At 59.2% G+C, this 6,718-nt stretch carries 7 protein-coding genes; 5 read left to right on the forward strand and 2 right to left on the reverse strand.

Going from position 1 to position 6,718, the window contains the following annotated elements; all coding sequences use genetic code 11:
• Positions 1 to 67: 67 nt before the first annotated feature.
• The gene (locus VR74_RS06130) at positions 68 to 1,282 is read left to right on the forward strand and encodes an integrase family protein (protein WP_045695206.1); all 1,215 of its coding nucleotides are present in this window, start codon (positions 68 to 70) and stop codon (positions 1,280 to 1,282) included.
• 30 nt (positions 1,283 to 1,312) lie between these two features.
• Here VR74_RS06130 and VR74_RS06135 read toward each other — a convergent pair whose 3' ends face one another.
• The gene (locus VR74_RS06135) at positions 1,313 to 2,023 is read right to left on the reverse strand and encodes a sigma-70 family RNA polymerase sigma factor (RefSeq protein WP_299949707.1); all 711 of its coding nucleotides are present in this window, start codon (positions 2,021 to 2,023) and stop codon (positions 1,313 to 1,315) included.
• Between the two features lie 798 nt (positions 2,024 to 2,821).
• On the opposite strand from VR74_RS06135, the gene VR74_RS06140 reads away from it, so the two are divergent.
• From VR74_RS06140 to VR74_RS06160, 4 genes are all read left to right on the forward strand, one after another.
• The gene (locus VR74_RS06140) at positions 2,822 to 3,040 is read left to right on the forward strand and encodes a helix-turn-helix transcriptional regulator (RefSeq protein WP_155839323.1); all 219 of its coding nucleotides are present in this window, start codon (positions 2,822 to 2,824) and stop codon (positions 3,038 to 3,040) included.
• Complete coding sequence (locus VR74_RS06145; protein ID WP_045695207.1) at positions 3,037 to 4,290, forward strand: type II toxin-antitoxin system HipA family toxin; 1,254 nt, start codon at positions 3,037 to 3,039, stop codon at positions 4,288 to 4,290. Before VR74_RS06140 ends, VR74_RS06145 begins: the two co-directional genes overlap by 4 nt.
• A gap of 1,054 nt (positions 4,291 to 5,344) precedes the next feature.
• A complete protein-coding gene (locus tag VR74_RS06155) occupies positions 5,345 to 5,911 on the forward strand; it encodes an antirestriction protein ArdA (protein WP_299949709.1) in 567 nt (188 codons plus the stop codon).
• Between the two features lie 2 nt (positions 5,912 to 5,913).
• Positions 5,914 to 6,249 (forward strand): hypothetical protein, encoded by a 336-nt coding sequence (locus tag VR74_RS06160; RefSeq protein ID WP_299949711.1) that lies wholly within the window; start codon positions 5,914 to 5,916, stop codon positions 6,247 to 6,249.
• Positions 6,250 to 6,367: 118 nt separating this feature from the next.
• Here the strand turns inward: VR74_RS06160 and VR74_RS20590 are convergent.
• Positions 6,368 to 6,718 (reverse strand): tyrosine-type recombinase/integrase (locus VR74_RS20590; protein WP_299949713.1); only part of this gene is annotated, 351 nt, incomplete at its 5' end.

The raw sequence follows: 6,718 nt of genomic DNA on the forward strand, positions 1-6,718 counted from the left end.
GCAAAAGTTAGACTTTGCTCACAAATGGCTCCGTGGTAACTATACGGTAACCGGAGGCGAAAAACTCATGGCAAAACTGCGGCTTACGGACACCTGGCTTTCGGCTGTGACCGACGCCGGAGACTATTCCGACACGATCGAATCCTGCCTGAAAGTGCGTGTGGCCAGGACCGGTGCGAAGACTTTTTCGGCTGTGCGGAAGCTTGGCGGCAAGACGGTGCGGGTGCGCATCGGCGCCTATCCCGAAATCGGCCTGAGAGAAGCGAGAGCGCGCGCTGGAGAGTTCCGGGAAATGCGCGCGCTGGCGTCGACGCCGGCCGCGCGGGCCGAGGAAGTGGCCGATGCCGTATCCGCTTCCGCTGCCAATTTCTTTCACGACTATGTCGCCGACATGCAGGCGCGCGGTGTGACATCCTATGGGCGCGTCAAGGGTACGCTGATTGACGGGAAGTATGCTCTCCTGCCCTTTCTGGTCGCCCGACACGGCGGCATGCCGCGCGCCGGGGACGTAACAATCCAGGACCTGCAGGCCTGGATGGCAGAGAGCTATGCCCGGAGTCCGAACTACGCACCGCATCTTCGCTCCTACATCGTCACGGCCTGGAAATGGGCGGTGAAGAACCGTTACGATTATCGCGGTGGCGCGCGGGACTATGGCATTACCTACAATATCGCCGAGCAGCTGCCGACGACCCCCAGGAACAAACCGGGCGACCGGTTCCTGTCAAATGACGAGCTGAAAGCGCTCTGGCACGCGCTGGACGAGGACCATCCCACACACCGCGTCCTGAAACTGATGATCGCTATGGGCGGCCTGCGCGTGACGGAAGTCACAATGAGTCTCGCTGCGAACTGGCGCGATGGCTGGTTGCACTTGCCGGAGACAAAGAACGGAAGGTCGCATCAACTGCCGATTACCAGGACCGCTGCCCCACTCGTTGTGCGCTGTCTTGAGCTGGCGCACCCGCGTTCGCCATATCTCCTGTCCAATCCTCGCGACCCGGACGAACCACTCACCATGGCAGCCATTTCACGCGGCGCGAAGCGCTTGAACAAGCAGCTCAAATTCCCGGACTGGAATCCGCGTGACCTGCGCCGCACGATGAAGACACATCTCATTGATGCCGGGATCGACGAACGCTGGCTCGATATCTGGCACAATCATGGACAGACGGCGAGCGTGGCACGCAAGCATTATATCCGGGCGGAATATGCGGATCTGAAGCGGGATGTGGCGGAGGCGATTGATGGGTGGATGGGGCCGGTGTTGTCGGGTCCATAGGTCCGGTAGAGAAGCAATGCAAAACGCAGGTCAGGCCTCTTGTTCCGGGTCACCAGCCCACGCAAGGCTTTTTGCAATGACGGCCATCGCGTCGGTGATGTCGCTCCGCACCGTTCGCGGGGACACGGACAGGCGCTCGGCTATCTCCTCATGGGTGAGCCGCTCAAGCCGGCTGAGCAGCAGGGCCTCGCGTTTGCGCGGATCGAGCGCCGCAAGGGCCGCCTGCACGATCGCCAGCAACTGGGCGTCCATCAGCTGGGTTTCAGGTGTCACCGAGCGGGGGCACGCAAGAAACTCGCCCATGTCGCCGATCTCGGCCGACGATCGCCTTTGCTTTGCATATCCTGATTTGAGATAGTCCAGCGTGAGATTGCCCAGGGCGGTGAACAGGAGCGGTCTCAGCTCGTCGATCCCCTTGTCCGGATAGGCACGCCTCACCGACAGGAAGGCATCCTGCACGAGATCCTCGGCGTCCGCAGCATGGCTGATCCGTATCCGGCAGAAGCGAAGCAGCTGGCTATGGTTTTCGCGGAACAACACTTTAAGGGCCGCGTCGCCGACAAGCCCTTCAGAAGATTGCGCCCTGGCCGTCGCTGACGCGCGAGCACGGTCCCTGTGCTCGTTCTGCTCTGGTATTGACTGCGCACCCGCCATGCCATGCCCTCGCTTCGGCCCTTTCGTCAGAATGGCTGGTGCAAGGCGGCAGGTCCTGCGTGTGAACACGCAGGTGAGGTCAGCCATGCTTCACCAGGGTTTCCGACGCCCTGCGCACCCGTGAACCAGGAGCCCCGGATGCGCGCACGGATAGCGGCAGTCGCAATAAGACCTTCTGTGCTGGAGTGCACATGTAGTGGGATCATGCTCTGCCAGGGTTTCCGACGCCCCGAGCCTCTTCATGCAAAGATGCTGAAAGATATTCTAAGGGAGGAGGCGCGTGTTTGCAACCTGGAAATGAAAAAGGTGGGCCGTCGGAAAACCGCGAAGCATGCGCAACGGGGCACAGGTTTTGGTCCGGAGACCTTATCGCTGTGCCGGCCCACCCGGGGCGGACATGTATATGATTGCAACCTTAATTGGAAGGTGAGGTGGGATGTTGGGGGGTAGGCACCAGAAGTGCGAGAAACTCCAGACCCAATGAGCACACATTAGGAAGCGGTCTAAAAATGGGGCAACAACAAAAAACGAATGAATAACAGTAGTTGGCCAGATCAAGAAAATTGAACCAATGGGTGTATCCACCACATGAATAAATTCTGCGTGGACAGGTCCGGGTCAATTGGGCCGTTATTCGGGCGTCCTTATGAAGAACGGGTTTGAAAGGAGTCCAGGGACACTCGCCATGCGTGCGTGTAAGAGGCGGGGTTTGAACCAAATATCCCGTTCGGGGCATTATATGGCAAGTGACCGGGCCTTGTTCGATTTATGCCCCGTTCGGGAAAGTTCTATGGATTTGGCAGTCGATTGCCAATAAATTTCCTGATCGGGATATTTTTCTTGTGTTTCGCCTGATACAGGCATATGTTTCCCGTACGGGAAATTATGCTCATGACACCTGAAGAAATTGGCGACCTCATTCGAAAGACACGCAAGGCCCAAGGCCTGCGCCAGCCTGAGCTGGCTGCCGCTTCGGGCGTTGGCCTGCGCTTTCTTGTCGAACTCGAACGCGGCAAGCCGACTGCCCAGATTGGCAAGGTGCTCGATGTCCTTTCGGCCCTTGGCTGTTCGATGACAATCACCACGCCGGAGGATCGCCGATGACCACGCGCGCGCTCACGCTCTGGTGGGGCAGGGACGCCGTCGGTACCCTGTCAGTCGACGCTTATGGCGAGATGGGCTTTGCCTATCTGCCCGCCTGGCTTGCCCGGAGCGATGCAAGGGCGATTTCCGTGTCCTTGCCTTTACAGGAGGAGCCGTTTTCCCGGCGCGAATGCCTGCCTTTCTTCGAAGGCATCCTGCCAGAGGAAAGCCAGAGACAGAATGTGGCTGCTGCGCTCGGCATCTCTGAGCGCAATGAATTCCGCCTGCTTGAAATGCTGGGCGGTGAAGTTGCAGGTGCCCTGGCACTCTGGCCGGAAGGGGAGGAGCCGCCAGCCCTGGATGGTCCGTTCACGCCCAAACCTTTGTCTGACAAAGAGCTGCGTGTCCTGATCGACTCTCTGCCAAAGCGCCCCATGCTGGCCGGAGAAGAGGGGCTCAGACTTTCGCTGGCCGGTGCTCAGGCGAAACTCCCTGTCATCCTGACGCCAGACGGCATTGCGCTGCCGGTGCCGGGCCAGCCGACGACGCACATCCTGAAACCCCCGATCTCAAGGTTCGAAGGCACGACCGAAAACGAGGCCTATGGGATGCGGCTTGGGCACCTGATTGGGCTTGATGTCGCCGAGGTCGATATCCACAGAGCTGAAGGCCTGCCCTTCCTGCTCGTCCGGCGCTATGACCGGGTTAGGGGCGAGGAGGGCACGGTCACGCGCCTGCATCAGGAGGATTTCTGTCAGGCGCTCGGGTTCACATCAGCGCGTAAATATGCGTCCGATGGCGGCCCGGTGTTTCGCGATCTCTTCACGCTCCTGCGACGCGTGGCGACGCGGCCCGCAATCGAAGTCCTCAAACTCTTCGATGCGGCAATCTTCAATCTGATTATCGGCAATGCGGACGCGCACGGGAAGAATTACAGCCTCCTATATGATGGCAGCACAGAGCTGGCGCCGCTCTATGACCTGCTTTCGACCGTGGTCTATCCCGAGCTCAGCCCACGGCTCGCGATGAAGATTGCGAAGCGGGCTGCACTGGAAGATATCCAGGCGCGGGACTGGGCCAGGTTTGCAGAAGAGACCGGCCTGACAGAGCCGTATATCCGGCGGCGGGTGAAGGCATTGTGCGGGATGGTGCTCGAACAGGCCGGGAACGTGGCGGCAGGCTTTGATCTGGAGACGGGCGAGCGGAAGGCGATGTCCGGGGTTGAAGGTTTGGTGATGGGGCGGGCGGAGAGCTTGCTTGGACGCGTGTGAATTCATCAGAGATTACTCGGGAGATAGATCGCTTTGATGCGACCCCCAGGTCTGTTGAAACAAGGTCAGGTCAGAGCAGTTTTGCCGTTGACGTTTCTGGCTTCGAACCGTGATACCCCGCGTTCCAATACTGTGCCCAGATGGCGGAATTGGTAGACGCGCTACGTTCAGGTCGTCGTTCTCGCAAGGGAGTGGAGGTTCGGGTCCTCTGCTGGCCGTGATGCCGGTATCTTGATGTTACTAAACCTCGGTCACGAATAGATATTGTCCGAGGTTATGCAACGCCTTGTGAGAGAATATGCCGACAGTTTGTGTTGCACTGCGTGGTTGCTGTTCCTGCTCCGTATTCCAATGATTTCCTTGGTGAGGCGCAATTTGGCATACTCCAGGCCCCCGGCCTGAACCTGAGAGCCGACCATGCCGCTACAAATGTACACGGAGAAACACGATTTGAAAGCGTGCTTGTTTCTTCGCGACCTGCCCGCCGGAGGCGGGGATGCCCGGCCGGAATGAACGTCTTGAGGTGAGCAAATGCCGTACTTCTTGCCGGCCCGGCTCGTCTCACTGAGGAAGCAGCAAGTCCGACTTCAGGCATGGGGCTGGGGCTCACCGGCAGGGCGCGCACCCGCGCTTCCCACTGTCCGTTGGCCAGAGGGGTCACGGGCGCTGAATTGAGCATCTGAGACCAGGGATCTTTGAACAGGTCGTGACGAACGATGCAGATGGTGATCCCTGACAACAGGGCTCGAGTCGGAACTGTGTGTCTGGACGCGGCACCATGCGACATCAACAGTTGCAAAACCATCGATCCCCCTCAGCAGTGTCCCTGCGCCTCTTTATCTCTCCCGACCAGCCGGGTCTGGGCGGACGGTGCGTCTGCCAGAGCGCGGTCCCCGCACAAGGGGGCGGGTTTTTGTTGTGATTGTTCGTCTTAAGGTTTTCTACCTACGGCTTCCCCTTGTGCGGAGCCCTATGCGCTCCGGCTGAGCACCTTTTCGCCGCCCACCCCCGCCTGATGCGGGAAAGAAAGCCCGGCGGCGCAAAGGAGACTGACATGACTGACCAATTCACATCCGATGATCACGCTGGACCAGCTTCCGCGCTCGCGGTTTCAGCCCGTCCCCGCATCTACGTGGCCTGCCTTGCCGCCTACAATAATGGCCGCCTGCACGGGGCATGGATCCACGCCACCAACCCGGACGAGGTTTCGGAACAGGTGCGCGACATGCTCGCCGCTTCGCCGGAACCGGACGCCGAAGAATGGGCGATCCACGATTACGAGAACTTCAAGGGCTGCCGGATTTCCGAATGGGCGTGCTTCGACACCGTGTGCGAGCTTGCAGACTTCATCGAAGAGCATGGCGAGCTGGGCGCGAAACTCTACAGCCAGTTCGGCGATGACCTTGAGCAGGCAGAGGCCGCGTTCGCGGACTATGCCGGAGAATATCGGAGCGCCGCCGATTTCGCTGAAGAATTTGTACGGGAGACCGGCACTGAAATACCCGCTTCGCTCGACTATTACATCGACTGGACGGCGCTCGCCCGCGACATGGCGCTCAATGGCGAGATCATGGTGTTCCAGACGGGCTTTGATGAAGTCCACGTGTTCTGGAGCCGCTGATCATGGCATTCACAGAGCGCTTTGACACGTTCGTATGCGAGGGCGATTGCATCGCTTGCGAACAGGAGGGGTTCCGGATCGTCGCGCGCATTGTGCGCGACGATTGCCCCGATGCGCCGGACCAGCGTCAGGATGGATTCTGGCCATCCCTCTACAAGGATGCGCCGGGGTTCATCGGCCCCGGAAACAATTTTCGGGAACGCTTTGCCAACGCGCAGGCCGAAGCCGAGGCTATCATGGAGGCATGGCGGCGGGATGACTGGTTCTATTGCGGTATCGTCCTCTCTGTCTCACTGGACGGTGTCATACTGGACGAGCACGCCGCCAGCTTATGTTGAGCTCGACATAAGCTGGCTTGTGTTGAGTCCACGATTATGTGGAGCACTCGGCTTAACCCTCTGTATCGATATGTTTTCGTCATCAGCTAGCTCCACATAATCTTTGGCATCCAGGCCTTCAGTTTTTCGGTGACCTACTTCGCGTGCCTGGCCGCGAGTGAACATCCGACAGCATACTGATCAGGCGGTCAGATACACCTGTGAACGATCCTTTTCGAATCGCGGGCGGCGCTGAAGCATGCAGGACATCAAGCTTCTCGGCCGGATCGACGCGAAGATACATTTCAGTTGTTTGGATCGAGCTGTGACCCAGCCAGAGCGATACCTTCCGGATATCCCCTGTCGCTTCCAGGATATGCATAGCGCAGGAGTGGCGCATGACATGCGGCGTGACCGTCTTCGACGATAACGTTGGCGCTCGTTTTGTTGCTTTGGCGACATGCACGCTAAGTCTGTTTGCGAAGCCATG

It is taken from the genome of Hyphomonas sp. BRH_c22 (assembly GCF_000961795.1).
Lineage (GTDB): Bacteria > Pseudomonadota > Alphaproteobacteria > Caulobacterales > Hyphomonadaceae > Hyphomonas.

Bases quoted from the DNA above. Each gene is read 5' to 3' on its own strand.
- VR74_RS06140 (WP_155839323.1), top strand. From the start codon at position 2,822: ATGCTCATGACACCTGAAGAAATTGGCGACCTCATTCGAAAGACACGC.
- VR74_RS06155 (WP_299949709.1), top strand. From the start codon at position 5,345: ATGACTGACCAATTCACATCCGATGATCACGCTGGACCAGCTTCCGCG.
- VR74_RS06145 (WP_045695207.1), top strand. From the start codon at position 3,037: ATGACCACGCGCGCGCTCACGCTCTGGTGGGGCAGGGACGCCGTCGGT.
- VR74_RS06130 (WP_045695206.1), top strand. From the start codon at position 68: ATGGCAAAACTGCGGCTTACGGACACCTGGCTTTCGGCTGTGACCGAC.
- VR74_RS06135 (WP_299949707.1), bottom strand. From the start codon at position 2,023: ATGGCTGACCTCACCTGCGTGTTCACACGCAGGACCTGCCGCCTTGCA.
- VR74_RS06160 (WP_299949711.1), top strand. From the start codon at position 5,914: ATGGCATTCACAGAGCGCTTTGACACGTTCGTATGCGAGGGCGATTGC.